Origin of the sequence: Polynucleobacter sp. UB-Tiil-W10, assembly GCF_018881605.1 — a bacterium.
Classification (GTDB): domain Bacteria; phylum Pseudomonadota; class Gammaproteobacteria; order Burkholderiales; family Burkholderiaceae; genus Polynucleobacter.
In genome coordinates, this window is sequence record NZ_JACVPZ010000001.1 from 1,509,730 (window position 1) to 1,536,672 (window position 26,943).

The 26,943-nt window shown below is 46.2% G+C and carries 24 protein-coding genes; 15 read left to right on the forward strand and 9 right to left on the reverse strand.

The window, feature by feature from the left end:
- On the reverse strand, nucleotides 1-1,002 hold the full coding sequence (locus tag ICN33_RS07795) for a tripartite tricarboxylate transporter substrate binding protein (protein WP_216195980.1): 1,002 nt from the start codon (nucleotides 1,000-1,002) through the stop codon (nucleotides 1-3).
- 106 nt (nucleotides 1,003-1,108) lie between these two features.
- Between ICN33_RS07795 and ICN33_RS07800 the strand changes: the two genes are divergently transcribed.
- The 3 genes from ICN33_RS07800 to ICN33_RS07810 are packed head-to-tail and all read left to right on the forward strand — an operon-like array spanning nucleotide 1,109 to nucleotide 3,201.
- Nucleotides 1,109-1,390: a SemiSWEET transporter gene (locus ICN33_RS07800; RefSeq protein ID WP_216195981.1), complete on the forward strand. Its 282-nt coding sequence runs from the start codon at nucleotides 1,109-1,111 to the stop codon at nucleotides 1,388-1,390.
- Between the two features lie 35 nt (nucleotides 1,391-1,425).
- The gene (locus ICN33_RS07805; protein WP_216195983.1) at nucleotides 1,426-2,118 is read left to right on the forward strand and encodes a fumarylacetoacetate hydrolase family protein; all 693 of its coding nucleotides are present in this window, start codon (nucleotides 1,426-1,428) and stop codon (nucleotides 2,116-2,118) included.
- A gap of 21 nt (nucleotides 2,119-2,139) precedes the next feature.
- Nucleotides 2,140-3,201, forward strand: a complete 1,062-nt coding sequence (locus tag ICN33_RS07810; protein WP_255530713.1) for an alpha/beta fold hydrolase — start codon at nucleotides 2,140-2,142, stop codon at nucleotides 3,199-3,201.
- 14 nt (nucleotides 3,202-3,215) lie between these two features.
- On the opposite strand, the gene ICN33_RS07815 is transcribed toward ICN33_RS07810, so the two are convergent.
- Nucleotides 3,216-3,995: an enoyl-CoA hydratase/isomerase family protein gene (locus tag ICN33_RS07815; protein WP_216195985.1), complete on the reverse strand. Its 780-nt coding sequence runs from the start codon at nucleotides 3,993-3,995 to the stop codon at nucleotides 3,216-3,218.
- Nucleotides 3,996-4,082: 87 nt separating this feature from the next.
- Here ICN33_RS07815 and ICN33_RS07820 point away from each other — a divergent pair, with 87 nt between their 5' ends.
- The 7 genes from ICN33_RS07820 to ICN33_RS07850 all read left to right on the forward strand — a co-directional run bounded on the left by ICN33_RS07820 (nucleotide 4,083) and on the right by ICN33_RS07850 (nucleotide 9,849).
- Nucleotides 4,083-4,241 (forward strand): DUF5993 family protein, encoded by a 159-nt coding sequence (locus ICN33_RS07820; protein WP_216195987.1) that lies wholly within the window; start codon nucleotides 4,083-4,085, stop codon nucleotides 4,239-4,241.
- 6 nt (nucleotides 4,242-4,247) lie between these two features.
- Complete coding sequence (locus ICN33_RS07825; RefSeq protein WP_216195989.1) at nucleotides 4,248-4,811, forward strand: disulfide bond formation protein B; 564 nt, start codon at nucleotides 4,248-4,250, stop codon at nucleotides 4,809-4,811.
- A 33-nt stretch (nucleotides 4,812-4,844) separates the two neighbouring features.
- Complete coding sequence (locus tag ICN33_RS07830) at nucleotides 4,845-5,840, forward strand: tripartite tricarboxylate transporter substrate binding protein (protein WP_255530714.1); 996 nt, start codon at nucleotides 4,845-4,847, stop codon at nucleotides 5,838-5,840.
- Nucleotides 5,841-6,056: 216 nt separating this feature from the next.
- Nucleotides 6,057-7,748 (forward strand): hypothetical protein, encoded by a 1,692-nt coding sequence (locus ICN33_RS07835; protein ID WP_255530715.1) that lies wholly within the window; start codon nucleotides 6,057-6,059, stop codon nucleotides 7,746-7,748.
- An 11-nt stretch (nucleotides 7,749-7,759) separates the two neighbouring features.
- Entirely contained in the window at nucleotides 7,760-8,116 is a 357-nt protein-coding gene (locus ICN33_RS07840) for a YcfL family protein (RefSeq protein WP_216195993.1), read from the forward strand.
- A 65-nt stretch (nucleotides 8,117-8,181) separates the two neighbouring features.
- Complete coding sequence (lpoB, locus tag ICN33_RS07845; RefSeq protein ID WP_370623236.1) at nucleotides 8,182-8,766, forward strand: penicillin-binding protein activator LpoB; 585 nt, start codon at nucleotides 8,182-8,184, stop codon at nucleotides 8,764-8,766.
- 36 nt (nucleotides 8,767-8,802) lie between these two features.
- A complete protein-coding gene (locus tag ICN33_RS07850; RefSeq protein WP_216195997.1) occupies nucleotides 8,803-9,849 on the forward strand; it encodes a hypothetical protein in 1,047 nt (348 codons plus the stop codon).
- A gap of 24 nt (nucleotides 9,850-9,873) precedes the next feature.
- Here the strand turns inward: ICN33_RS07850 and ICN33_RS07855 are convergent, their stop codons facing one another.
- The 5 genes from ICN33_RS07855 to trxA form a co-directional block, all read right to left on the reverse strand.
- Nucleotides 9,874-11,265: an MATE family efflux transporter gene (locus ICN33_RS07855; protein WP_216195999.1), complete on the reverse strand. Its 1,392-nt coding sequence runs from the start codon at nucleotides 11,263-11,265 to the stop codon at nucleotides 9,874-9,876.
- Nucleotides 11,266-11,268: 3 nt separating this feature from the next.
- Nucleotides 11,269-12,987, reverse strand: a complete 1,719-nt coding sequence (locus ICN33_RS07860) for a glycosyltransferase family 39 protein (protein ID WP_216196001.1) — start codon at nucleotides 12,985-12,987, stop codon at nucleotides 11,269-11,271.
- 89 nt (nucleotides 12,988-13,076) lie between these two features.
- Entirely contained in the window at nucleotides 13,077-13,424 is a 348-nt protein-coding gene (locus tag ICN33_RS07865; protein ID WP_215293968.1) for a type B 50S ribosomal protein L31, read from the reverse strand.
- Nucleotides 13,425-13,613: 189 nt separating this feature from the next.
- Nucleotides 13,614-14,876 carry a transcription termination factor Rho gene (gene rho, locus ICN33_RS07870; protein ID WP_011903147.1) on the reverse strand — a complete coding sequence of 421 codons (1,263 nt, stop codon included), beginning with the start codon at nucleotides 14,874-14,876 and terminating at the stop codon, nucleotides 13,614-13,616.
- A gap of 255 nt (nucleotides 14,877-15,131) precedes the next feature.
- Nucleotides 15,132-15,458, reverse strand: coding sequence for a thioredoxin TrxA (gene trxA, locus ICN33_RS07875; protein ID WP_068948270.1), 327 nt, complete (start codon nucleotides 15,456-15,458; stop codon nucleotides 15,132-15,134).
- A 98-nt stretch (nucleotides 15,459-15,556) separates the two neighbouring features.
- On the opposite strand from trxA, the gene ICN33_RS07880 reads away from it, so the two are divergent.
- The 3 genes from ICN33_RS07880 to ICN33_RS07890 are packed head-to-tail and all read left to right on the forward strand — an operon-like array spanning nucleotide 15,557 to nucleotide 22,632.
- Nucleotides 15,557-18,562, forward strand: coding sequence for a PD-(D/E)XK nuclease family protein (locus ICN33_RS07880; protein WP_216196003.1), 3,006 nt, complete (start codon nucleotides 15,557-15,559; stop codon nucleotides 18,560-18,562).
- Nucleotides 18,559-22,074 (forward strand): UvrD-helicase domain-containing protein, encoded by a 3,516-nt coding sequence (locus ICN33_RS10490; protein WP_370623237.1) that lies wholly within the window; start codon nucleotides 18,559-18,561, stop codon nucleotides 22,072-22,074. Before ICN33_RS07880 ends, ICN33_RS10490 begins: the two co-directional genes overlap by 4 nt.
- Nucleotides 22,075-22,128: 54 nt before the next feature.
- Nucleotides 22,129-22,632, forward strand: coding sequence for a DUF1993 family protein (locus ICN33_RS07890; RefSeq protein ID WP_216196006.1), 504 nt, complete (start codon nucleotides 22,129-22,131; stop codon nucleotides 22,630-22,632).
- Between the two features lie 206 nt (nucleotides 22,633-22,838).
- On the opposite strand, the gene ICN33_RS07895 is transcribed toward ICN33_RS07890, so the two are convergent.
- Together ICN33_RS07895 and ICN33_RS07900 are read right to left on the reverse strand one after the other, a co-directional pair.
- Nucleotides 22,839-23,825, reverse strand: coding sequence for a tripartite tricarboxylate transporter substrate binding protein (locus ICN33_RS07895; protein ID WP_216196009.1), 987 nt, complete (start codon nucleotides 23,823-23,825; stop codon nucleotides 22,839-22,841).
- Nucleotides 23,822-24,889, reverse strand: coding sequence for a tartrate dehydrogenase (locus ICN33_RS07900; RefSeq protein WP_216196011.1), 1,068 nt, complete (start codon nucleotides 24,887-24,889; stop codon nucleotides 23,822-23,824). Before ICN33_RS07900 ends, ICN33_RS07895 begins: the two co-directional genes overlap by 4 nt.
- Nucleotides 24,890-25,107: 218 nt before the next feature.
- Here ICN33_RS07900 and ICN33_RS07905 point away from each other — a divergent pair, with 218 nt between their 5' ends.
- A complete protein-coding gene (locus ICN33_RS07905) occupies nucleotides 25,108-25,608 on the forward strand; it encodes a LexA family transcriptional regulator (RefSeq protein WP_216196013.1) in 501 nt (166 codons plus the stop codon).
- A 1-nt stretch (nucleotide 25,609) separates the two neighbouring features.
- Nucleotides 25,610-26,920, forward strand: coding sequence for a Y-family DNA polymerase (locus ICN33_RS07910; RefSeq protein WP_216196015.1), 1,311 nt, complete (start codon nucleotides 25,610-25,612; stop codon nucleotides 26,918-26,920).
- The last annotated feature ends 23 nt before the right edge of the window (nucleotides 26,921-26,943 follow it).

Here is a 26,943-nt window from a genome sequence, read left to right on the forward strand (position 1 = left end):
TTAATCGGGCTTGATATTGGCATCTTTAATCACCTTGCTCCACATATTCATTTCCCGTGTAATGCGTTTGCTGGAGTCTGCTGGAGACAGGAAGTTCACATATACGCCAGCCGCCAACATCCGCTCTTGAACCTCAGGTCGTTGCAAGATGATTTTGATATCCCCGCTGAGCTTATCAATGATTGGTTTAGGCGTCCCTACTGGAGCCAAAATACCAAACATACTGACTACGTCAAAGTTCGGCAAGCCAGTAGCCTCAGTGACTGTTGGCACGTCTGGTAGTTGGCTAATTCGTTTAGCAGTTGTTACCGCAAGAGCTCTTAACTGCCCAGACTGAATAAATTGCAAAGCTGCGGGAACGGTCTCAGACATGGTCAATACCTGTCCACCCACTAAATCAGTCATCGCTGGTCCGCTACCTTTATAGGGTACATGCAATAAATCTAAGCCAAGTTGATAGCGAAACATTTCCATCACAAGGCGTTGTGGGGCCCCAGCACCAGATGAGGCGAAGGTAAGCTTGCCTGGGTTAGCTTTTGCATAAGCGATGAACTCTTTCATGTTCTTTACGGGAACTGAAGGGTTTACTACAAACACAAGCGGGACAACTCCCACTACATCAACAGGTGTGAAATCCTTTTCTAGGTTGTATTTGATCTTGTCTTTATCTAGATTGGCATTGATAGAGTGTGACGTAAGGGCTCCCATCAATAGGGTATAGCCATCAGCTGGTGACTTGGCAACCATATCGGCACCGATATTCCCACTATCACCTGCACGATTGTCAGGAATCACTTGCTGGTTTAGCGACTTGGACAATTCTTGCGCCATGATGCGTCCGATGACGTCGGTTGCTCCACCGGGCGGATAGGGAATTACCAGCTTAATGGGTTTGTCGGGATAGCTTTTGATTGCAGAGGGATTCGTTTGCGCAACTAGTGGAGCACTGATTAAGCTACTGCAAAGGAGTAGGCCTAGGCCCTTAATAATGGGATGTCTCATGTTGTATTTTTAATGGTGAGTTGAGTTACGATTTTCTATTATCTACAGAATATAAATTCATGCGCTGCGTCAATGATTTGCAAATTTCTCTAACTACAATGGACAAATGACTCTAGAGCCTCACCAAATCGAGATTATTGGCTATTGCGCTGCATTTTTAACGACGCTTGCCTTTTTGCTGCAGGCCATCCAGTCCTGGCGCACTAGGGATCTATCCGGGATTTCATTGGGGATGTATTCCTTGTTTACGGGTGGGGTGGGCTTGTGGCTGGTTTATGGACTCATTATTGAAAAGTGGCCGCTCATTCTGGCTAATGCAATGACTTTTGCCTTGGCACTTAGCATCCTTTTATTGAAATTGCGTCATACTTCTAGACACCAGAAATAAAACAGATATTCATCAAAATTCTTAGAAAGGTTTTTATGTCTTCAGCATTTGTGATTGATCCGCCAACAGTTATTTCATTGCCTGTAACAGGTGATAGCCGTCGCTTTGCAGTCAATCGCATTTATTGCGTAGGACGTAACTATGCTGATCATGCCCGTGAGATGGGTCATGATCCTGATCGTGAGCCGCCATTCTTTTTTATGAAGCCCGCTAATTCGATTGTCACAGATGGAAAAGAGATGGCATACCCAAGTCTATCGAGCGATGTGCATCACGAAATTGAGATGGTAGTTGCGATTGGGAAGGGTGGTGCGAATATTGCCGCTGATAAAGCCCTTGAGCACGTTTATGGATACGGTGTGGGTTTAGATATGACTAGGCGCGATCTTCAAGGTGAAGCCAAGAAAATGGGGCGTCCTTGGGATACCGGTAAAGCATTTGATCAATCTGCACCTTGTGGTGAGATCACTCCTGCAACTCAATGTGGTCATCCTGCTCAAGGCGCCATCAAGTTATTGGTCAATGGAGAAGTTCGCCAAGAGGGTGATCTCAATCAACTCATTTGGAATGTTCCAGACACAATTGCTTATCTCTCTACCTTATTTACTTTGGAACCCGGCGACTTAATTTTCTCTGGAACTCCAGCAGGAGTGGGCCCCGTGAAAAAGGGTGATGTTCTCGAAGGCAGTGTTGCTGGCTTAGCGAACTTAAAGACAAAAATTGCTTAAATACGAAAGAGGCTGAGAGTAATGAAAATTCTACTCAAGAAAATGGCGCTGGTTTGTGCGACGATAGCCGCGCCTATCTTCTTGATTTCATGCGCTAGCTCTGAGCAATCATCTTCAACCCCCGCGGTGAGTCCCGCGGTGAGTCTCTATGCCAATGCAACCCCCTTAGATTTGCGCATCAGTAACTGGCCTTATCCATATCCTCTAAAAGAATTTAAGACCTCTTTACAAGGACAGCCCGCTAGCATGATGTATATGGATGTGGCTGCGCTGGATAAGCCAAAGGGTGTAGTGCTCTTGTTTCATGGCAAGAATTTCTCCAGCGATTATTGGGCGCCAACGATTGCGGGCCTGTCTCAGGCTGGCTATCGTGTAATAGCGCCTGACCAGATTGGCTTTGGAAAATCTTCTAAGCCAGATGTTGAGTATCACTTCGATGATTTGGCGGTGAATACCCAAGCTTTATTAAAGTCTCTCAATATTCAGCGAGTCGCAGTGATTGCTAATTCCATGGGTGGCATGCTGGGCATTCGTTTTTCCCGTCTATACCCGCAGACTGTGCAAAAACTCGTGCTCGAAAATCCACTAGGCCTTGAGGATTACAGCAAGGCTATTCCTCCGCAGAAGAATGATGACTTGCTCAAGTTAGAGATGGCCCAAACAGAAACGAGCTATCGCCGTTTTCTACAGAGCTATTTTCCAAGCTGGCAACCAAACTATGAACAGTTTGTAGAAGTCTATGTCCGAGTTCAAAAAGGCCCTGACTATGCAAATTATGCAAAAACTTCGGTTCTGACATATCAGATGATTGCAGAAAAGCCTGTGGTGAATGATTTGCCGCAATTACAGATGCCAGTCTTATTGGTCATCGGTCAAAAAGACCGTACGGTATTTGGCCGACGCTTTGCGCCGCCGGAGGCAGTGAAGTCATTAGGTAATTTTCCCGAGTTAGGTAAGAAAGCCCAAGTAGTCATACCGAATGCAAAATTGGCTCCGATCGACAATGTGGGTCATGTACCCCATGTTGAAGTACCCGATCAATTTGTGAAAACTGTTGTGGAGTTCTTAAACTCCAAGGGCTAGACTAAGAGTGCTACTTATTGCCCCAACCACTGCGGCGGACGACTTTCCAAGAAAGCGTTCACACCCTCTTTAAAGTCTTTGCTATTGTAGGTTTCACGCATTAGCTCAGTACAGTCTGGAAGATTGCTTTGAAGAAGGCGCGCTAGAGTGAGTTTGCTTGCTTTTTGAGTAAGCGGCGCAAGGGCCGCTAATTTCTGTACCAGCGTATTTGTCACGGATACAATTTCGGTAGAGGCTGCCGTTTGATACAAGAAGCCTGTCTCTAATAATTCTGGTGCCTTGATAAGTTCTGCAGTCAGCAGCATTTTTTTGACTGTCGGAACTCCTAAGTGAGCGGCGAGCCAAGATAGATTGCTTGGCGATAAACAGTTTCCTAAAGTCTTTGCTACTGGTATGCCAAAACGGGCATCTGGAGTGGATATGCGAAAGTCACAAGCAGTTGCAATTAAAAGGCCGCTTCCTACAGCTAACCCTTCAATCATGGCAATGGTTGGCATCGGGAGTTGTTGCAGTGAGGCAAAGATCTGATCGACAGCGACTTCATAAGCTTGATCTTTTTTGAGATCAATAAACTGTTGAATATCGCTGCCTGAAACAAATGCTTTATCTCCGACGCCCCTAAAAATCACCACCCTAATATCGGGATTGGTTGCTAGGGCGTCACAGATCTTTTTGAGCTCTTCATACATTGGCCAAGTCAGGGCATTGCGGGCGCTGGGGTTATTGAATATGACCCGCGCAACCTTTCCGTTGAGCTCTAAATTGAGGCAAGGTGGGGTGGGGCCAGTAGTCATGGAGCCATTCTAAACAAAAGACCATTCTCCAGGCCCTGTATTTACAGAATTACCCCTACTAATAGTGTCCTGCGCTAGAATTCTCTTATGTATATGTTCCTACCTTTTCTGACGGCTTTTATAGGACTTGTTTTGGTCTGGCTTGAGAAACGTCTTGCGGGTTTGATACTTTTGGCGATTACCGTCGGAATTCTTTTAATTTGGTTCCGCGTTCATGCAACCGACCATCTCAACATTAGTCTGTAATTGATTGTGAGTAGACATTCTTTTCCTTCATTAGCGGCACTAGGTAATCAGCTTGCATTATTAGCTGTCGTTGGCATGCTTTCCTACGCATTTGTAGATCAGCTGTATTTTGGTGAACTTCCTTGCCCTCTATGCTTAATGCAACGCATTGGATTTGTGATTATTGGTTTTGCATTGGTTTTAAATATTCGTTTCGGTGCTCACTCTGCTCACTACGGTTGGGGCATTATTGGCGGCTTAGTTGGAATGATGGTTTCACTTCGTCAGGTGTTTTTACACATCCTGCCGGGTGACAAAGGATTTGGCGCAACATTTTTAGAGCTCCATTTTTATACCTGGGCTTATGTGGGGTATACCGGCTTGTTAATGGGGCTGGCAGTCCTTCTGATGCTGCCTAATCGTGAGGTTCGCTCTCGCTCTTGGTTTGCAAATGCATTAGTCATTGCATTTATTCTTTTGGTTTTAGGTAATCTCGTATCTACACTGCTGGAATGTGGCGTCGGTCCTTGCGCTGATGATCCAGTGAAGTATGAGGGCTGGTTGTGGCTGCGCTCTCGCTTTGGCTTCTAATCTAGACCATTCGGTCTGGCCCTGATTTTTATCATGCAATTCTCCAAAGTTCTGAAGAGCTTCTTCATTGCATCGATGTTGTGGGCTATTGCGCTCTCGGCTCACGCACAAGCTGAGCAGAAAAATGCTGTCTGGCCCAAGCAGGCTATTCGTATCATCGTAACCTTCACTCCTGGTGGGGCGCCGGATATTTTGGCGCGTGTTTTAGCGGAGAGTTGGCAGCAAACTTTGGGTGTGTCGGTGCTAGTAGAGAATCGTCCTGGCTATGGCGGTAATATTGGCGCTGACCTGGTTGCTAAGAGCGAACCCGATGGCTACACCTTGCTGATTGGTACAGTAGGCATCCACGCAATCAATGGCGCCCTTTATGAAAAGATGTCTTTTGATCCTGTAAAGGATTTCACGCCCATTAGTTTTTTAGCCAGTACGCCGAATGTATTAATCGTCAATAAAAAATTAGGCGTGAACAATCTCCATGAATTAATTGAGCTAGCAAAAACAAAACCAGGCCAATTGACTTTTGGGTCATCGGGTATTGGCACCTCACTGCATATGTCTGGTGAATTATTTAAAGAAATGGCTGGTCTACAAATACGGCATATTCCATACAAAGGTCGCGCGCAATCTTTGCCAGACTTACTGAGTGGCCGCATCTCGATGCTCTTTGATAATCTTTCCTCCTCTTTGGCCCTCATTAAAGCAGGGGAGGTTCAGGCTTTAGGGGTCACCACACTAAAACGTTCACACGCCGCTCCTGAAATTCCAACCTTAGCCGAGCAAGGCCTGACAGGTTTTGAGGCGACATCTTGGTTTTCTTTGATGGCACCAGCAAATCTGCCGCCCAATATTCAAAAGCGCCTAAATCAGATGGTGCAACAAACCCTGAGTAACCCAGAGGTTAAATCACGTCTTTTGGCTAGTGGTTTGGATCCTGCTCCAGGTAGCCCCAAAGACCTTTCTAGGTTAATTGCCGCCGAAGCAAGCAAATGGGGTAGGGTAGTGCAGCAATCAGGTGCAAAATTAGACTAAAAATCAGTGCAATAAAGAGATTTTCTTGTCAGCTCCAGCCTATTTTCACGCGTTAAAGGAATGAGAACCATACGCTTGAAATCACTTTCTACTCATTACCCCATTTTCAAGTCTCTAAATTTGCCTAAATTATTAGCATTAGACTTTTCTAAATTCGGGGCAACTTTGCTTGTTTGTTTATTGGTGGGCTGCGCTACGCAAACCCAGCAAATCAAAATGAATGAGTCCAAGGAGCAGTTTAAAAACGGTGACCTGCAAAATACAGCCGCCGCCATACAAGGTGCATTTAAAGATAAGAATACTTTGTACTTCATGGAGCTGGGCGAAGTGCAAAGGTTGCAAGGCTCTTCTCAGATTCCGAGTAGCACTCAAAACCTGCTGGCTGCCGACCAACTGGTTAGTCGTTGGGAGGTCACTACTAGTGACAAACTCAGACGCTCCTTCTCTGGAGCCAGTGCTTATGTTTTGTCTGAAGGCTTTAGCAGCGAGTACGACCCTAAACCATATGAAGTGAGTCTATTAAGTCAGACTTTGGCATTAAATCACCTCTCTCAAGGTCGCTGGAATGATGCCATGGTGGAAGCCAAAAAAATGGCGCAACGCGAGAAAGTAATCGAAGAGCTGATTCAAAGCCAAGTTGTTGCGGTATCAAACGTAGAGCGTGACCAACAATCTAATCCTAATACTCGAGGTGCTACTAGTCGTATAGAAAATATTAACGGCTATCCCATTAATTTATTAGATGACGAGGAAACGCGTAGTCTCAAGAATTCTTATCAGAATCCTGGCGCGTACTACCTGTCTGGCTTTATTCACGAATCGCAAGGCGAGGCTAGTTTGGCTGCACCAGGTTATCGTCTGGCAATTGAGTTAAGACCGCAGGTGAACTTTTTTAAAACCAGTATTGCCAAGCTCGATTCCAACATTGCAAATCAAGCTAAAAAATCCTTTGCCGATACTTTGATCATTATTGATACGGGATACATGCCTAAAATCATTCCCTATCAAATTAGCCAATCTTTTAATATTGGCGGCAATCCAAAATTAGTCACCCTCACTTTTCCGGTAATTGAAAAGTCTACCGAGCGTTATCGGCCAACCATGGTTCAACTAGGTGATAGGGTTGCCAATCCAGAGTTGGTGGCAAACATCGATGCCATGGCTCGTAAGAACTTGCATGATCAAATGCCGGCCTATGTTTTAAGGGCTTCCTCTAGGGCGCTAGTTTCCTTGGCTGCACAATATGCAGCAGATCGTGCTGCACAGCAGGCAGCTAACAGAAATAACCAGAACAACCAAAATAATGGCGGCGCTGCTCTTATTGGGGCGATTGCAGGATTGATTACGGGATATAGTCTGCAAGCAATCAATGTGACGGATGTGCGGCATTGGTCAACCTTGCCTGCGCAAACCTATATGGCCAGAATGGGTTTGCCAATAGGGCCTACGGTTCTTAAGTACACCTTACCATCTGGAGTAACTGCTTCTCAAACCGTCAACTTGGTAGGTGGCTATAACGTGGTTTATATCCGCATGTTCAGAAATCGAGCAACAGTACTCACCTCAAATGATCCGGCTGCAATTTCGCCTACAGCACCAGTTGCAAGCGCTCCTGCAGTTGCCATCCCCGCTCAGCCTGCTAGCGTATTACCTGCAACTTTGGAGCCCAAACCATCTGAGGGTACATTTGCAGGCTTTAAGAAGTTATGGGGCGGTTTTCAGGATCCTCAGTCTGAAGCGCTTACTCCAGTGGCAACCCCGGCCCCTGCAGTTCCTGTCCCGGTTTCTAGCTCCAATCTAACTCCAGCTCCAACTCCCAGCAATAGTCCCGCTAGCGGTAATATAGAAGAGGCGAAGCCTTACGAGCCACCCAATCTGCTGAATAGCTTTCAGCAGCTTTTTAATTAGGAAAGATTCAGATGAAAAAATACCTTGCAATCCTGATGGCGGCACTTGCTTTAGTAGCATGTAGCTCAACCCCATCAATGAAGGATATGACGGTACGCATGGGTGATACCGATAGCATTCAAATTACCGATATGAGAAGTCTAGTGCGCAATGGCGTTCTCACTGCACAAGTGACTATTCAAAATGACAGTAAATCAAATCTGGTTTCTTATCGATTTAAGTGGATTGGTAAAAACGGCATGACTGTGACAGATGAAGAGGCATGGAAGCCTGTGACGGTGGGGAAGGGACAGTCGACCGTTATTATGGGGATAGCCCCAACACCTGATGCTACTGACTTTCGCTTTGAGTTAAATCAGTACAAGTAACCATAAAATAAAAATCAAGCAAACATTCAATATTAAAAAGATATTAGGGCTTATTAAGGATGATCATGAACACTAAAACTATTCGCTTATCAGCCATCGCATTATCAGTAGCAGCGCTTGCAGCTTGCTCTGGTCCACAGGTTCGTTACGGCGATGCTAAGGCTGTTGAGACCGTGAATGCCGACTACGGATCAACGGATTTACAGATGATTGCTGAGGCAATGACAAGATCATTGTTGCAATCAAAAGCGATCTCTGGAAGCAAGGATGCGCCGATTGTGACGCTGGCAGATGTGAAGAATAAGACTTCTGAATACATTGATACACGTGTAATAACCGATAAGATCCGTACGCAACTCATGAAGAGTGGTCAGGTGCGATTTGCAGTCAGTGTCACTGAAATGCAAAATCAGACTGATGAGCTTAAGCGTCAGAATCAGTCAGGGCTATATAAGAACAGCACGATTGCAAAGACTGGCAATATGCAGGGCGCGCAATATCGTATCGAGGGATCGATTGCATCCATTGTGAAGAATACTAAAGACGTTAAAGATGTTTACTACGTCTTTAATTTGAATCTCATTAACAACGAATCTGGTTTGCTCGAGTGGGCTGACGAAAAAGAGATTCGTAAGACTGCTACGCGCTAAGACGCTACAAAAATTTAGTTAAGGATTGAGTCATTCATGAAAAAAATCTTTTTAGCTTGTACGGGAGTGAGTCTAGTCTTTTTGGCTGGCTGCGCTTCCAAGCCGCCTGCTCCAGTAGTGGAGTCTGCTATTGTGGGTCAAGTTCCAGCAGATCCACCCAAGAACCCAGTGATTACTGCAGAAGCCCTGAAGGCGGACTCCAAGTCAATCGCTGTAACTGATATCTACTTCAAAAAAGAAGGTAAGAACTTAACGTACATCGAAGAAACGAGAACAACGACTGATAACAGTATTTCTTCTACGATTACGCCGAAGATAATTGAGATTGATGCTGATAAAGCGGATGCCTCTGCTCTAACTGGAGGTGCAAATTCATCTGCGTTTCCAGTGAAGTTTACTAATCTGGCTGATCCCAAGTCGACTAGCCCTGGCACAGCTTCACCTCCTGCGCCCGTAGTTGATGCATCAACGCCAAGCAATAGCTCTTCAAGCGCCAACACCCAAAGCATGAAGAAGTCTGGCTATCAAAGCAATAATGAGTACGGTGAGTTGCGCTATCTGGCTAACCCAATACGTGGCTTACTGATTAAGTCAGGCTATAAGGTAGTACAAGCCAAGTCCACTCCTGCAGTTCCCAATCAAGGTGATGAGTATTTTGATATTGTGAAGCGTATTAAGGCTGGCGATTTTGGTGATGCAGACTACGTCCTGTATGGCGTTTTGGCTGAAATCTCTAGTACGGATAATGTTTCTGATATTCCTGGAACAAAATCTACCTCACAGCAGGTAACACTTGAGGTAACGGTAGACTTTAATATCGTCGATGCTAAATCCACGCAAATCGTAGCTTCCTTTGTGGCGTCAGGCGAAGGAAAGGATGTTCAGATCGATGGTAGAGATACAGGACATAAGCCAAGCATGGCGAAGTTGATGAAGTTAGCTTCTTTAGATTTGGCAGAAGATGTTCGTAAGCACTTGGCTGAGCAAAACTTTATTACGAATAGTCCCGGCTCAGCAGGACAAGTGCGCAATCTTAAAAGACGCTTAGATGATGATGCTTCTACCTTGAAGGTTTACAAATAAAGGTAAGCAACAAAGTAGTTTGTATTAAACCTCTACCGGCGGATGCGTTTTCTCATAGCGCTCCGCCGTTCTTCTAAAGAGATAGAGCAAGAAGCATGCGGCCAAGCCTAAGCTTAAGCTATTGCCAGCCCAGAAGCCGTTGGCGCCTTGCAAGAACGTAGGCGTATTGCCCAATACATTGAAGCCCATGAGGTAACCGCCACCTAGGCCTACACCCCAGAGAGATCCGGCATAAATTACCATAGGCAAAAACGCAATACGATAGGCTCGCAGAATAAATGCTGCAGTGATTTGTAATGCATCGAAGACTTGGTAAAACGCAATAAACAAGAAGAGCGGTATGGCAAATACCTTTACCTCTGCTGGTGGATCATATAGGTCAAGTAGCTGAATTCTAAGCATCCATACTGCAATGCCAATGGTGACGCAAAGTGTAGTTGTGAAAAATACAGAGGACCAACCAATCTCTTCAGCGCGCTCAGGCTTATTGGCGCCAATAGATTGCGACACCAAAGTCATGGTCGCAATCGAGAGTGATAGCGGCACCATATAAATCACGGTACCCATATTTGCCACAATTTGATGGCCTGCTAATGCCGTGGTTCCAAGGCGAGCAATAAATAAAGACATAAAAGTGAAAGAAGTTACTTCGATCAAGTAGCTAAAGCCGATCGGTGCGCCTAGCTTTAGTAATGTCCAAATGCGGTGCCAATCCGGCAAGCTAAAGCGCGCAAAAATCTTAAATGGCCTGTAAAACCGATCAAATATTACAAAGCTCAGAGTCATCAGCAGCCAAGACCAGTTGATGATCACGGTAGCCACAGCGCAACCTGGCCCACCCATGCCCTCGATACCAAAACCTCCATATATGAATAGTAGGTTTAAGGGTAATTTCAGGGCAAGCCCAATGATTTGCACCACAGTAATAACAGTAGGGCGCGAGACAGCATTATGAAGCGCCATCAGCACGCGCATAGCCATGCTCGCGGGCAATCCTAATGCCAAGATATTGAGATACAGTTTCGCTTTACCTTCGATAGCCTCATTGACTTGCGAGATTGCTAGTAAGTGATCGGCATTGAGCAAAATAAAGCAACCCAATCCAGTAAGGCCTAAGGCAAGCCATGTAGCTTGCCGTACTTCTTCGCCGATTTCTGAAAAACGTTTAGCGCCAAACAGTTGCCCTGCAATTGGCGCAAGAGCCGAGATCACTCCAGTTAAGCCAACGTAAATACTGATAAAGATGGCTGAAGCCATTGCAAGCGCCGCCAAATCGTCAGCAGAGTAACGTGCAGTCATGGCGGTATCTAGCACCCCAAACGCAATTACGGCGAGCTGACCAATTAACAAAGGCCCAGCTAGTTTTAGTAAGGAGGGAATATCCTCGCGGAGACGCGATATTTTAAAATGCAGCACGATTTATTCTGGGATAACTTCGTAGAGGCGCAGACGTTCATCGCGGTCCGCTGCACGACGATCTTCCCAAAGTAGGGTCAACTTTTTACTGTTCAGTTGTGCATATGCTTTTGCCTCGGATTGGCTGTGTGTCAGCATCCATGGGCAATTGGGGTCATCGCGTAACTTGAGCTTGGAGAAGTATTCAAAAGAGGCTAACTGGGCAGAGCCAAGGTTGCTCGTATCGATGCAGCCACCGCCAGCCGGGATTACTTGAGCTAAGCGTGCAGAAACGTGCCGATAGGTTTTGGCGTAGTTAATGGTGGGCAACCATAACGTCATCAGCAGTACCCACATCAAAGTAGTGCCTGATGCCGAAATGATGAGACAGCGCCAAATTTCTTTCGGAGCGCGCGAAGTTCTCCAACGCACTACTGCTAACCATAGGCCAGTAATCGCCAGCGCTATGATAAAAGCCAATACATTAAATTGACTCTCGAAACCCGGCAGCAGACGCGCAATATTGGCTGCAGTTGTCACAGGATAACCAGTCACTTTTGCTAACCAAATAATCCAAATGGCGAGGGCAATCAGCGTAAAGCTGAACATCGCAAACCAATCAATAAAGCTAATAACACTCCGCTTCAAAACGGGTAAGCTAAATGCAGCAATGATGGAAAGGCTTGGAATCAAAATCATTAAGTCATGTTCATTTGCTTCTAGCCGGAACAGGACATAAATTAAGCTACCAATAAATAAACTCAATGGGATTGCTAGGTGTGGGGCGCGCCATGCGCCTGCTGCTTTAACACGACCCCAGTGTGCAAGGGAGACTATCGCGAGAGGCCAGACAGGCCAGGCATAAGCCCAGAAGTTCACACTCAAGAAACCTAGTGACTCGATTGATGGGGTAGCGCGCATTTCTGGCACGTTTCGCCAACCTTCTTCAGCGATATGGCGCCACTGCGTAGGAATATCAGCTAAATACCAAAGGATTGGCCAAATTGCAAAACCCATTAAGCCTAAAACAGTACTTGTAAGCGTCCAACGAAAACGTAACTTTGCATTGCTAGCGATTACCGCAATGATCGTAGATGTAACGATGATTAAGCTCAGCGTGAGATTGCTAGATAGCGATACGATAGCAATGCCAAGACCAGTCCATAAGCCGCCTTGCCAAGGTTTATCTAAACCACGCACTGTGCCATACAGCACGATACTGATGCCCATGAGCTGCGCCATCATCGGTGTTGTTTCATGAGCGCGTTGAGCAAGACCTACGCACGCCAAGAAAATCAGCAGTGCGCCATCAGCCAAAGTCATGCCGTAACTCTTCATGTCTGGCTGACCGCCAACAGCTAATGCCATTGGTTGGACTTCGCGACGACGACCTAGTAAGTAGGTTGCATACCAAATCGCTAGAGCGGCAGCGAAGAAGCAAATGGCTGCATATATACGCGCGGCATTAGCAGCGCCGATAAATGGGCCAAACCATTTAATTAATGTTGCACCCATCCAATACGGCAGAGGTGCGCCAAGGGAGATATCGCGACCAGCTAGGTGTGGAACCAGCCAATCAATTGAGTTGCCGCGAAAGAGGGTCCACATACCGCCAAAGCCAATCGCGTCTTCATTCTTCCAGGGGTCCCGAAAGAAGAGGCCGGCAAAACCATAAACCAAGGTCAACGCAAAAATAACAATGCGCGGAATCGATTTAGTGGCGGCGGCGGTAAGTTTGACCATGAGTGAAGTTCAAAATAAAAAAGGCAGCAAACGCTGCCTTGATTATCTCGCAGAGCAGGTATTTCACATACCCTGCGAATAGAAGTGGTTTAAGCCTTCTTCTTAGCTGGCTTTTCAGCAGCTTTAGCTTCTGCAGCAGCAGCTTTTTTCTCAGCTGTTTTAGCAGCGCCATCACCGGTAGCTTTAGCAACAGCTTTAGTACCGAATTTCTGACGGAATTTCTCAACACGACCAGCGGTATCCATAATTTTCTGGGTACCTGTGTAGAAAGGGTGTGACTCAGATGAAGTCTCGATCTTGGCCAATGGGTATTCGTTACCATCTTCCCACTTGATTTTCTCTTTAGTGGACATGGTGGAGCGAGTTTTGAAGCTGAAGTTATTGGAAACGTCTACAAAGACGATTTCGCGATATTCGGGGTGAATGCCAGGTTTCATGTTGAGTCCTATGAGCGGGTAGCCGTTAAAGTCAAATTGACTTAAATACTTTCCCAGGTTTTAAAAGCAGTTATGGGTGCAGCAAAAGCGAAATTATGCCATGAAATCAACAACAAAGCGCTGTTTAGATGTGCAAAAGGGGCTAAAAAGCCCCTTTATGCCTATAAATCGCCCCCAAGGGGATCTAAATTAGCCTCCGCGACGCATTAGGTCGAAAAATTCACCATTGTTTTTGGTGGATTTGAGCTTATCAACGATAAAGTTCATTGCCTCGATATCGTCCATATCTGCCAGCAATTTGCGCAATACCCAGATCTTCTGGAGGTTCTCCGCTTTAACCAAGAGCTCTTCACGGCGGGTACCGGACTTATTGAGGTTAATTGAAGGATAAACACGACGTTCAGCCAAGCGACGCTCAAGGTGAACTTCCATATTGCCGGTACCTTTGAACTCTTCATAAATGAGGTCATCCATACGGCTACCGGTTTCAATCAAAGCAGTAGCAATGATGGTTAATGAGCCACCTTCCTCAATATTACGAGCTGCACCGAAGAAGCGTTTTGGACGTTGCAATGCATTGGCATCCACACCACCAGAGAGAACTTTGCCTGATGAAGGGACAACGGTGTTGTATGCGCGTGCAAGACGAGTGATCGAATCAAGCAAGATGATGACGTCTTTGCCCATCTCAACTAAGCGCTTGGCTTTTTCAATCACCATCTCAGCAACTTGAACGTGACGCACTGCTGGTTCGTCAAAGGTAGAAGCAACAACTTCACCGCGAACAGAGCGTTGCATTTCAGTAACTTCTTCTGGACGCTCGTCAACGAGTAATACGATCAAAATCGCTTCAGGATTATTGGCTGCGATCGCATGAGCAATGTGTTGCATCATCACGGTCTTACCGGATTTTGGTGAAGCTACGATCAAGCCACGTTGGCCATAGCCAATCGGAGAGATCATGTCGATGATGCGGCCCGTTAAATTTTCTTCAGCCTTGATATCGCGCTCTAAGCTGATCACCCGGTTTGGGTGTAATGGCGTTAAGTTTTCGAACATGATCCGGTTCTTAAGGGCTTCTGGAGCCAAACCGTTGATCTTGTCTACTTTTACTAATGCAAAGTAACGCTCACCATCTTTAGGAGTTCGCACTTCGCCTTCGACGCTGTCACCAGTGTGTAAGTTAAAGCGACGAATCTGCGCAGGAGAGATATAAATATCATCAGGAGAAGCCATGTAAGAGGCTTCAGGAGAACGCAAGAAACCAAAGCCGTCGGGTAATACTTCTAAAGTACCGTCGCCGAAAACGGTTTCGCCAGCCTTCGCACGTTTTTTCAGAATGGCAAACATCAATTCTTGTTTGCGCATCCGTTGAGTATTTTCAATCTCCAAGCTAGCCGCCATTTCAAGCAGTGCGGATACGTGGAGGACTTTGAGTTCAGTTAATTGCATGTGGTTCTCGGGTGTTGATAAAGATAAATTTGAATGAGGGAATGTGTTTTGAGGTATCGCTGCGCTGATTTAGATCAAGCAGATATGGAAAAACAGAATTTTGGAATTTGCTAAAAGAAGGAGGGGGATAAATTGCTGAAAATCGGAGCACTGATTAGTGCGTTTGAGTAATACTACACCAAAAAAGGGGTGTGACAAGCGTTTAAAGCGGGAAAAACCACAGGCTCAGCTGGTGAACCTGTGGTCTGAGACTATTTACAGATGACTATCAATAAATGCAGTCAACTGCGATTTGGCCAAAGCGCCTACTTTTTGAGCAGCTACTGTGCCATTTTTAAAGAGAATGAGGGTAGGAATGCCGCGAATATTGAACTGGGCAGGAACGCCTTGGTTCTCATCCACGTTCATTTTTGCGATCTGTAGCTTGTCGCCATACTCACCAGAGAGCTCTTCTAGGATCGGACCAATCATTTTGCAAGGACCGCACCACTCAGCCCAGAAATCGAGCAAAACAGGTTTATCGGACTTGAGGACGTCTTGTTCGAAGGAGGCGTCAGTTACATATTTAATGCCGGCACTCATGAAAATTCCTTATTTAGGCTTATTTAGTTATTGCGTTACAACGCTTATATTAGCAATAAGCGGAACGTTCTGCTCAAAATAGATAAATTACTCAATTAATGCTCCAGTCTTTCCCCATTCTTTCTGACCAAAAGCAGTTGCAGCAGTGGGCCATTACGCCCAATGCTGGAGCGCTTACCCAATTGGCTAAAGGTATTTGGGATTGTGCAATGCAAACCAATCAGCGCCCCCTTGTGGTGCTAAGCACTGCGGGACCACTCATTGGGGTGAGGGCGGCTCTTGAGCTAAACCGACCAAATGACCTGCCAAACAACATCGCCTTCCTACCTCAAGTGATTAGCTTTACCGATTGGCTGGAAGCAGCACCAGGCGCATGGAAATTCCCAAAGAAGCAAAGTGATTTGGAGAGGTGGTTATCGGTTTTTGTGAATTTGCGCAAACATAAAACTTTGCAGACGTGGTTTAAAGCGGAGAGTGAAGCTGGAGCATGGGGATTGGCGCAAGCAGTAATTGATGCGTGCGACTCATTATCTGAATTGGTGGTCCCGCAATTACAAGGTGAGCTAAACACTCTCTTGGATACACATTCATTAGATGCCGAAACTTGGCTTAAAAAAGTGGAGTTTGTTTTAGATCAGGCAATTGCTAAAGCCTATGTCGGACTCTCTAAAAAAGTGGTTGATGAAGAGTCTGCTGTGCTTCTCACATTTTGGCGTTATCTGACTAATGTAGGTGACCCAGTCATCCGCAAACATTTGGCAATGGCTGCATATATGCAATTGGCAAAGTCCAATGCAGGAAATCAACACAATAATGTACGCCCATTTATTTGGGTGCAGACCGCAGATCCAAAACCAATTGACCAAGAGTTAATTGATCGCTACACAAGTGATTACGCACAGTTTGCACCAGTGGTGCGCGTAGACCTTGATTGGAATTCAGTAGCCTTATGGTCTGAAGCGCTTTGTGGGCTTGATGCAGAAGGTCATATCGCATCTGCAAACCCTGTAGAAGAATCTCAAGTGAATAGCAATATTCAAGCAAATAGAAATGATGATTGGCGTTTGCTGGCAGCAAGACGCTTTGAAGAGCTGGCATGGGCAGCAACGAAATCGATTGAGTCGCATCTCATTGCTGGTAAGAAAAATATTGCTCTGGTTGCGCAAGATCGTTTAGCGGCTAGAAGGGTGCGAGCACTGTTAAGTCGCTTTGGTAATGCTTTGCGTATACGCGATGAAACCGGTTGGAAGTTATCGACCACTAGAGCGGCAGCAGCTTTTGATAGCTGGCTTGAAGTGATGCGCGCTCCCAAGGAGGGGCCTAGCGCAAGTGCATTATTGGAGTTTTTACAAAATCCTTATTTTGATCTAGCGCATAGCCTGAATAAATCTCCAGAGGCATGCATCGGGCTGCTTGCTCAGTTAGAGGATATTTTGATTGCCAGCCAAGCAAAGTCAGGATGGGAAACTTTCCTCATGGCAATAGAGCGAGCCAATAGGTATGCAGCATCTAATGGTGGATCTCCTAACGAGCAATTAATCGATCTCATCAAGTTTGTTAGAAGCCTGCACGTTGCTTGGCAGCAGTTATCAGTGGACTGCTCCAACGCTTACGAACTGTTACAAAAAAACCTGATAGAGACAGGCATGGCAGGCCGTTTGGATCGCGACGCTGCTGGTAAGCAGCTTCTAGAGGTCCTTGATCGCTTTAATCTGAGTGGTGGCGTGTATAGCGGCCTGAAGATGAGATTGTCAGAATGGCTCAGTTTGCTGAAAACGGTTATTGAAGAGGCAACTTATGAGGAAGCGGGTAAAGAAGCGCAAGCTACCTTAAGCATTTTGCCGCTGAGTTCAACACGCTTGCGTCAATTTGATGCAGTCGTGTTAGTTGGATGCGATGAGCAGCAGCTGCCAGCATTCGCTGAACCGCCATTATTTTTCTCAGACACACTGAATCGCTATCTCAAGTCCTCAACGATTGCTGCTCAATACGTACAGCAAGCAAGAGATCTCTCTCAATTGCTAGTCTCCTGTAAACAGGTAGATCTTCTTTGGCAGAGCAAAAGTAAAAGTGGTGAACCTCTACGTCCTTCAGCGTGGATACAACGCTTGCAGACCCAATTAAAACACTGGAAGGCGTTAGAGGTCAAACCAGGGATTTATGAAGGTAAATCACAACCGATTCAGATGTCAGTGACTGTGCCAGATGCGGATTTGGCAATTCCGGTAACGGTTTCGCCCAGTGCCTATAAGGCTTTGCGTGATTGTCCTTATCGCTATTACGTCAGCAGCTTATTAGGTTTACGTAAAGCAAAAGAATTTGAAGAGGGGTTTGATGCCTCTTTAGCGGGTCAAACCTTGCATGCTTTATTAAAGACCTTTTTTCAAGCACTCAAAACTGAAGACGAAAAATTGCACTCACCAATTCATGATGGTACCCAAGCGCGCCGTCAGTGGATGATTGATCATTTAATGAAATGTTCAGAGAAAGAGTTTGAGCGTTTGATTGCTGGTGATGCTAGGGTATTGGGAACGCTAAGGGATTGGCAAAAGCAAATCCCCAGTTTTATTGATTGGCAGATTCAGAGAGAAAGCGAAGGCTGGCGTTATCACGATGCCGAGTTGACGGTTGGCTTTACATTGAGTTTGACTGATCCAGATGGTGTTCAAAGAGATATTCGTATTGCAGGGCGTGCCGATCGATTTGATATTCATCAATCTGATAGCACTGCAGCAGCCGTGATTGACTATAAAAATCAAAAGATGAAAAAGATTGTGGATCGTGCCGAGAATCTCTTGGATGATCCACAGCTTTTAATTTATGCCCGTGCTGCCAGTGAAAATGCTGTTGTAGCCCATATTCCGGGGCGAACTGTAGACCAAGCAGAATGGGTAAGCCTCAAGGCTGAGCTGGATAAAGGCGAGGATAAAAATATCCGGGCACATGTAGTAGAAAATATGCCTGAACTGATGACTCAGTTTTCTGAACAGATCACCAAAGATTTAAATAGCTTGTGGGCACGCAAGCCCATGCAAGCATTTGCACCAGATAGCGTATGCCAGTACTGTGAAGCCAGGGGCATCTGTAGGAAGGGCATGTGGTGAGCGAAGAGTTCAATTATTCCTTAGCCTGCAATCCGGAAAGATCCGTAATCGTTTCTGCCTGTGCGGGTAGTGGCAAAACTTGGTTATTGGTAGCTCGAATGATTAGACTTTTGTTAGCTGGCGCAAAGCCACAAGAGATCTTGGCGCTTACCTTTACCCGTAAAGCTGCACAAGAAATGCGCGATCGTCTCTATGGTTTATTGGAAGAGTTCTCCACTGCGGATGACGCAACACTCATACATGAATTGCAAATCAGGGGGCTTACAAAAGAAGAGGCTACTCTGTTGCTGCCGCAGGCCAGAGCCCTCTATATCAAGGTCTTATCGAGCCCACAGGCCATCGTTATTGACACCTTCCATGGTTGGTTTGGGCGCCTACTTGGTGCAGCCCCTGTATCAGCAGAGGTGCAACCTGGATTCAATCTCAGAGAAGATGCCAAGCGCCTGCAAGAAGAGTGCATGGAGGATTGGTGGGGCAATCTGCCGGAGGATTTAAAAGAGCGCTATGACGTATTGCTGGCAGAGTTTGGCGCAAGCGAAACTCAAAAGTTCTTAATGGGTAATTACAGTCTCTTTAAGCAAAGAGGCGCATGGACTTTCTTTAAAGATGCCTGCATTACTAAGAACATCAAACCAGTCGATTATTTAAGCAAAGTCTTGCCGTGCCTTAGCAAGAAAAACCCGCTTGAAGCATTTTGGCAGCGCTCTGGTACCAAGAAGGATCTAGAGGAGATCTATAAATGCTTTAGTAACGGCACGCCAACACAAATTGGTAAAGCAGAGTATCTAAAAAAAGTCATGGAGCATCATGATGTCAATGGCTCGGTAATGGATGTCGCAAATGAGTTCCAGGCTTACTTTTTGACTCAGGCCCGAACTCCTTTGGCGGACATTGCAAAAACTTCTGCTCCCATGCTGAAGTATTTGGAGAAGATCGGTGGCGATCCGACGGAGATTACGGCGATTCGTAATGGCTGGGTAGAGGCTTATGAAGCTTTATTTGCCTGGCAAAGTGAGCATCTGATTTATGAGCTCAATCTTGCTTGGTTTGCCATGAGCGAAGTAATGCTCGCTCATATGGAAAAAGCCAAAGAGGCTATGCGTGTCCGTGACTTCGATGATTTAGAGATTGGTGTGAGCCAATTAATGGCCAGCTCTGCCAATGCTTCTTATCTACAAGCTCGCTTGGATGCAAAGTACAAACATATTCTGATTGATGAGTTTCAGGATACCAACCCATTGCAGTGGCAAATCTTGCGCTCATGGTTAGATGGTTATGGTGATGATGGTTCAATGCCGAGCGTCTTTATTGTGGGTGATCCCAAACAATCGATCTATCGATTCCGCCGTGCCGATCCAAGGCTCTTTGATAGCGCTAGAGATTTTCTGGTGAAAAAACTCAGTGCGGTAGCTTTATCGCAAAATACAACCCGCAGAAATGCACCATCTATTAACGATGCAGTAAATCAGGTGTTCTTGGCAGGCGCCTTGCCGGAGAGTTATCAATTTACCAAACAAGCTACTGCCTGGAAGGCTCTACAGAATGGGCTTCCAGCAGAATCTTATGCAGCCAATGGCGAAGCGCAATTGCTACCCCTAATTGAGCGAGTGGCGGATGAGCAGCCAGAGAGATGTGGCACTGCTTTTGATGCTGCGATTCAGGATTCTGGCCAAACCAGCGATGTGCAGCAGCGCTATGAAGAGGGCAAGCAGATTAGTCGCTTAATTCACCACGTGATAGCAACACGTCAGGTGATGGATAAAAAAGATAGCCAAGATTGTTGGCGCCCAGCAAGAGCGAGTGATTTCATTCTGTTGGTTAAGCGTCGAAAATATTTGCCGCAATTCGAGAGAGCTTTGCGTGAAGCAGGATTGGCTTATGACAGCACTCGTTTGGGCGGCCTCCTCAATACCCTGGAAATTGATGACCTCATTGCGTTGCTTACAGTCTTGGTTTCTCCTCGCCATGATTTGCCATTAGCTCAGGTTCTACGTAGCCCGATTTTTAGCTTTACCGAAGCACAGATGCAAGAACTCAGTATGAGTGTGAACGGCAATCAGCAAGGCTATCGCTGCTGGTGGGATGCTTTGCAGGATAATCAAAATCCACATATCCAAAAGGCTGCTAGGTATTTAGAACACTGGCGTGGGCTAGGCGAGGTCTTGCCAGTACACGATTTGCTGGATTTGATTTATCACGAGAGTAATTTGCGTGTGAGCTATGCTGTTGCCGCTCAAAATCTGGCTAGGGCACAAGTCCTGGCCAATCTAGATGCCTTTATAGAGCTTGCCTTAAATCAAGATGGTGGACGCTATCCGAGTTTAAGTCGCTTTATTGATGAGATGAATGCAATGCGTCGCGGCGATGATGATGAAACGCCAGATGAAGGTGATGTTGAGGCAGAGACTAATGAAGATATTGGTGAAGTCGATGAGCAAAGCGAGATGTCTGAAGAGGATAGACATAAGCGCGTCCGATTAATGACCATTCATGGGGCCAAAGGATTAGAAGCGCCTTTTGTCATCATGCTCGATGCAAATAATACTGAGTGGCGCGCTCCACATCGCGGCGTTCTCCTGGATTGGTCTCCTGAAGATACGAACCCTACACATCTTTCCCTATACACCTCCAAGACACTTACGGGTGAGCGTAGCGCTATCTTCAAAAAGGAAAGTGAAGTTAGTCAAAATGAAAATTGGAATCTTCTCTACGTTGCTATGACTAGGGCTAAGCAGGGCTTATGGCTGAGCGGCGCAGCTAGCAGCAGTAAGACTGGGCTTAATGAGCGATCGTGGTACGGCAGGGCTTTAGCGGCGGGTGTCCCAGTCTTAGATATCAATGCCCTTGGCCTTGAAAATGCATCTTCAGGGCAAGCTGACATGAAGATGGATCTGGGAAGTGTGCCCTTCAAGATTGATCACTTTCAGATTGCATGGGATCAAGCCCAAATCAATTATCAGGACTCCATCTCAAAGATTGAAAGTGGCGCACTTGCGAAAGAGCTTGTAGAAAAATCACTGGAACAGGAAAGTGAGGAGCCTGATCCAGAAATCCTGGAAGAGGGCACAAACTTCCATAAGTTGCTAGAGTTCATTACCCCCGACTCCGCCAATCACAGCAAGCCGGCAATGCCAAGTGAGCAAGAGCTCATGAACTGGCTTGGGGTTGATCAGGAGGGCGCAATCAAACTTATTGCGCACGTCCAAAAAGTGCTGACAACCCCAGAGTTAAAACGCTATCTGACATCAGGCGAGTGGGTACAGGCTTGGAATGAGTTGGATATCGCTAGCGAACAAGGCAAGAGCTACCGCATGGACCGCTTGGTAGAGTTTGACGACCATCTTGCAATCTTGGATTACAAGCTCACTATTCCGGAAGTGGGTGGTGAGAAGTATGAAAAGTACCGCAAACAGTTGCAAGGCTACCAGGCCGAGCTCAAACGCATCAGAAAAGATAAGCAGAGCAAGGCTTACTTGATTTCATCCAAGGGTGAGATCAAAGAGATCAATTAAACTGAGCAGAGTAGGAAAGCAATCCCACCTTACTTCACCCTTTAGGACATCCTCATGGCAATTTCAATGTACCAAGCGTCAATCCCGCAATTTACGCAGATGCTCACCAATCTTTCGAATATCCTCAAAAAGGGTGAAGCGTTTGCGGGCGCTAAGGGTCTCGATAGCAAGGTGCTGGCAGAAGGTCGGCTTGCTCCAGATATGTTTCCGCTAACTAAGCAAGTGCAAATCGCCTGTGATCTAGTGAAAAATGGCATGGCACGTATAGCTGGAGTGGAGTCACCTAAGTTTGAAGATGATGAGGTAACCCTCGCAGACCTTCAGGAGCGCATTGCTAAAACCATTGCTTTTGCCAATAGCCTCAAGCCAGAGCAGATTAATGGCACCGAAGCGAAAGAAATTAAGTTCTCCATTCAAGAATGGAATTTTGAGTTTGTCGGCGAGCAATATCTGCTGACTTGGGTCACGCCTAATTTCTATTTTCATGTCACTACGGCTTATGACATCCTGCGTCATAAAGGAGTGGAGATTGGGAAGACCGATTACTTGGGCGGCTAAGTAGCGCTTACAATTGACACATGGAATATTTTTCACAAATCATTGATGAAGTAAATCCTTGGCTTTTCCGAGCTAGTGTTTATTTATCCAATGCCTTTTTGGATGATCCAGCGATTCTGGCATTTGCTTTTTGCTAAAAACAAAGTAAGTACCCAATAAAAAAACCACCACATCGGCGGTTTTTTTATTTGAGGCTAAAAATCACCTTACTTAATCATTCCTGCGTTCTTGGCATCATCCATGGCTTGAGCGGTTTTCTCTTTCATGAATGCGGGCATTTTTGCCAAAGGTACATCCACAATCACAAATCCAGCGTCTTCTAATTTCTTCTTAGTTTCAGGATCAGCATTGAGTTGTGCGAAGTAGTCAGACATTTTTTGCTGCAGCACTAGTGGAGTTGCTTTTGGCACGGCAACGCCACGATAAGCGCCGTCTACCCAATTAAGACCCAATTCTTTGAAGGTGGGTACGTCAGGTAAAGCAGGGTTACGCTTCTCAGTAGCAATGGCTAGCGTGCGCACCTTCCCTTTTTGCTGAATAGCTAAAGGCAGATAACCCATAGCGCCATCAACGTGCATTCCAATTAGAGCGGTAATCAAATCACCTGTACCTTTAAAGGGTACGTAATTGATTTTGACGCCCGCTAATTTATTCAGGCGCTCAACTGCCATATGGTTGGCAGAGAATTGTGCTGAGCCTGCTAAAGACATCTTGCCTGGTTCTTTTTTGGCGGCGGCAATAAACTCTTGATAGGTTTTATAGGGGCTATCTGCAGAGACCATCAAAGCATCAGGGGTGAAGTGGTAGTAGTAGATCGCATTAATATCTTCGGTCTTGTACTGAATGCCTTCTTGAAGTGGTTGCAAGATGGTGTGCGGAATATTGACGCCCACCACAGTCGCGCCATCAGCTGGATAAGTATTCAGGGTGCTCCATACCAACGCACCCCCAGCACCAGCGCGATTCATTACTACCATCGGTTGCTTGAACTTCTTAGCGGAAATGTCGGCCTGATAGCGCGCTACTAAATCGGATTCACCGGCCGCAGGGAAGGGGATGATGTACTGAATGGTTCTGTCAGGGAAGGGTTGAGCATTTGCACCTGATAACAGTCCGAATGAAATCAAACACGCACTCAGTAGGCTGCTCAGTAGGCCGCTCAGTAAGCCACCCAGTAATTTAAATAGCTTCATTTGGAGATCTCCTCAATGACTGCATTGGTAACTTCGCTCATCATGGCTGTGCCGCCTAAATCACGAGTGTGTAACTTTGGATTGGCCGTCACTTTTTCGATGGCAGCCATTAACTGTGCGCCGAGGGCTTTCTCGCCTAGGAAATCGAGCATCATCACCGCGGACCAGAAGGTGCCAATTGGATTAGCGAGACCTTTGCCCATGATGTCAAAAGCAGAACCATGAATCGGTTCAAACATCGATGGATAACGACGCTCTGGATCGAGGTTGGCAGTGGGTGCAATGCCTAGGCTACCGGCTAGTGCGGCCGCTAAATCGCTCAGGACATCGGCATGTAGATTGGTGGCGACGATGGTATCTAAAGATTCTGGACGATTAACCATACGCGCAGTAGCGGCATCCACTAATTCTTTATCCCAAGTCACATCCGGAAAGTCTTTGGCAACGATGTTGGCAATCTCATCCCACATCACCATGCCATGGCGCTGTGCATTGGATTTGGTGATCACAGTGAGGTGCTTACGAGGGCGTGATTGCGCTAACTGAAAGGCAAAGCGCTGGACACGTTCAACCCCAACGCGGGTCATGATGCTCATATCAGAGGCCACTTCAATGGGGTGACCTTGGTGAGCTCTACCACCTACGCCAGAGTATTCGCCTTCGGAGTTCTCGCGCACGATCACCCAGTCTAGTTGGCCTGGTTTGCAATTGCGTAACGGAGTTTCGATACCGGGAAGAATACGAGTGGGGCGCACGTTCGCGTACTGATCAAAGCCCTGGCAAATTTTGAGGCGCAAGCCCCATAAGGTAATGTGATCCGGAATTTTGGAATCGCCTGCAGAGCCGAATAAGATAGCGTCTTTGGAGCGCAAAGGCTCAAGACCATCATCGGGCATCATGATGCCGTGCTTGCGGTAGTAATCGCCACCCCAATCAAAGTGCTCGAATTCAAAAGCGACTTCAGGATGTTTTTTGCTTAAGGCATTTAATACCTTTTCGCACTCTGGGACTACTTCTTTACCAATGCCGTCGCCCGGAATGGACGCGATCTTATACGTCTTCATATGTCTCCTACTGTTCTTTTTATATGAGCTACTTAGTGAGTAAGCACCTTAGTAACTTCTAGAACCATTATGCAATCCCTTAGGCTCGAATAGGGCTAGGGTGAACTCGGGTATGCCCATAGAAAGCGGTGGTGGAGGAGTGCCCATAGCCCCAAAACAACAAAAATAACCTCTTTTTTGCGGTTTTTACATATACTGTATAAACATACAGTATATTAATGACTATGACGCAAGTAATGAACCCCGCAAAAGTAACCCTTAGCCAAGCACCACAAGCCTTAGCGGGCCATTTTGCCGCCTATGAGCTCAAACTTCTAAGTCACCGGATTTCAGCTGGATTCCCCAGTCCAGCAGCAGATTACGCTGAAGATGGCCTCGATCTGAACCATTATCTAGTCCAAAACAAGCCAGCCACCTTCATGTTCACCGTGCAAGGGGATTCAATGCTGGGCGCAGGGATTTGTGATGGCGACAAGGTAGTCGTTGATAAAGCCCTGAAGCCAAAACATAAAGATATCGTGGTTGCCGTTGTTGATAGTGAATACACCATCAAGCGCCTCTACCAATTGCGTGGCCGTATTGAACTGCAACCAGAAAACCCCATTTATCAGCCCATCACCTTTAACGAAGGTAGTGAGCTGCAAATTTGGGGTGTAGTGGTTGGTGTAGTGCGTAAGTACAGCAATGCTAGTACTAGATATAACAAGGGAGGCAAGTGAGATGAGCGTCAGCAATTCATCCAATGCACTCTTCGCACTGGTAGATGTGAACAACTTCTACGTTTCTTGTGAGCGCGTGTTCCAGCCCAAGTTAGAAGAAGTACCAATGGTGGTGCTTTCCAATAACGATGGCTGCGCTGTAGCGCGTAGCGCTGAAGTCAAGGCACTCGGTGTAAAGATGGGAACACCTTGGTTTCAGATGAAAGACTTGGCTAAGAAGCATGGTATTCAAGCTTACTCATCCAATTACACCTTATATGGTGATATGAGTAGTCGTGTAGTTCAGGTACTCAGAGAGTTCACTCCTAATCTAGAGGTCTACAGCATCGATGAAAGCTTCTTGCAAATCGAGACTGTCTTAAAGCAGTATCAAGACACGATCGAGCTGGGTCAGAAGATCAAGCAGCAAGTTAAAGACACTACTGGCTTGCCGGTCTGCGTGGGCATTGGTGCTAGCAAGACCTTAGCAAAGCTTGCCAACCACTTGGCTAAGAAGCACAAGCAGTTCAATGGCGTATGTGATGTGAATGCCATGGCAAAAGAAGAGCTCTATCAGTGGATGAGTGAGACTGAAGTGGGTGAGGTCTGGGGTGTTGGCAAGCAAATCGCCAAAAAACTGAAAGCCCAACACATTCAGAGCGTATTTGATCTTTTGCAAACTTCACCACAAGTAATGCGCCAACAGTTTGGCGTAGTGATGGAGCGTCTTTGTTACGAACTACGCGGTACCTCTTGCCTGCAGTTGGAAGAAGTAGCGCCAGCCAAACAACAAATTATTGCTTCACGCAGTTTTGGTAAGTTGGTTACCAGCCAGGTAGAACTTGCCGAATCCGTTGCTACCCATGTAGCGCGTGCAGCTGAAAAACTCAGAACTCAAAATAGCACTACGGGCGCGCTGACTGTATTTATTCAGACTAATCCGTTTAAGCAAAACGAGCCACAGCATCACCAGAGCGTCACGATTCCATTGACTAACCCGACGGATAACACGCTGACATTAACGAATGCAGCGCTGGCAGGCCTCAAGCAAATTTACCAATCGAACTTTCGTTACAAGAAGGCAGGCGTCATTCTCAATCTGATTAGTGACAAGCCAGCTGCTCAGCAATCACTGTTTGAGGATATCGAGACCAAAGGTAAATCAGCTCACCTCATGAAAGCGGTAGATGAGATCAACTCACGCTTTGGTAATGCAGTGATCAGGTCTGCGGCAGCAGGAACAAACGGCACTAAGGAAGAGTGGCAGATGAGATCAAACAATCGGTCACCGAACTACACCACCAAGTGGGATGAGCTACCTGTAGCACGATAAAAAACATGAAATATTTAAACAAA